The organism is Halanaerobium polyolivorans (assembly GCF_020711195.1).
GTDB lineage: Bacteria > Bacillota > Halanaerobiia > Halanaerobiales > Halanaerobiaceae > Halanaerobium > Halanaerobium polyolivorans.
In genome coordinates this window covers 1-1230 of record NZ_JAJFAT010000041.1, presented here as the reverse complement: position 1 = coordinate 1230, position 1230 = coordinate 1, and the positions used below count along the sequence as shown (strand labels likewise).

At 32.0% G+C, this 1230-nt stretch carries 1 protein-coding gene; it reads right to left on the bottom strand.

Annotated features, from left to right (window positions below; all coding sequences use genetic code 11):
- Window positions 1–1230, bottom strand: a 1230-nt coding sequence (locus tag LJ207_RS12205) for a PAS domain-containing protein (RefSeq protein ID WP_229346773.1), incomplete at both ends; no start/stop codon positions are given.

Here is a 1230-nt window from a genome sequence, read left to right as displayed (position 1 = left end):
TATTTTTTCTATGCCAAAAGCAATATCGGTTGTCAATTCTTCTAATAAAGCATATTCTTTATCATCAAAACGATTTTTTTCATTTGAGCAAAAAACTAAAATCCCCCAAATTTCATCATATACTTTTAAGATGAATACAGCTGTTGAACCACAATTTTCTCCTTTTAATTCCTCTTCATCATCAACATTAAGTATTACAGTGTCTTCACTTTGAAGGGCATCTTTATAGATTTTTAAATCATCTTTTTCGTAGTCAAGTTTAATCTTTCCAGTTTCTAAAAAAGAACACTCATAACCTGCCAGAGCTTTAACATTTAATAGTTCTTTATTCTCTTCTACCCCTGCAATCCAGGCTGTATTATATCTGCCAACATCTACCACTATCTCTACTGCCTGCTTTAGTAGATCATCAATAGACTCCTCATTAACTATTAATTGATTAATCGAACTTAAAGTTCTATAAATACGATTAAAGATCTTTAGTTTTTTATTTAAGCGTTTCTTTTCCGTTATATCTACCGCCATTGAAATAAAGAGTTTATTTCCATTGTCATCTAAACCAAGATATGAGTTTTTTATATCCCATACCCGCTGCTGATTCTTTTTAGTTGTAATGGTGAATTCTCCAGTACTTACCTTCTCGATTCTACTATAAATATCTTTAAACTCTGCTTTATTTAAATTTTTATCATATGCTTTTTCTAACCATTTATCTATAGTAGCTATTTCAGATTTGCTATATCCCGTTAAATCTAACCAGACGTCATTAATCTCTAAAACATCTCCTTGTTCATTATGAAGCATGATAGGATAGGGAGCTTCTCTAACAGCATTTGAAAATAGTTCTGCTTTATTGGCAATTTCTTCTCTAAGCTGATATTTTTCACTTACATTTCTAAAGACAAGCACAGCCCCATATATTTCTCCGCTTTCATCTTTAATTGGAGCTGCACTATCTGCGATATGGTATTCTGAATCATCCCTGGCTATTAATTTGGTGTGATTTGCCAGGCCAACAGTTTTACCTTCCTCAAAAACTTTTTCCACAGGGTTTTTAACCTTTTTTCCAGTTTTGGAATTGATTATTTGAAAAACTTCAGTAATATCAGAATTCCTTGCTGCTTTAGCCTCCCATTTGGTTAGTTCTTGAGCGGTTTTATTTAACCTTACTATCTTACCCTCTTTATCTGTAATAATAACTCCATCACCAATAGAATTTAAGGTTATTGA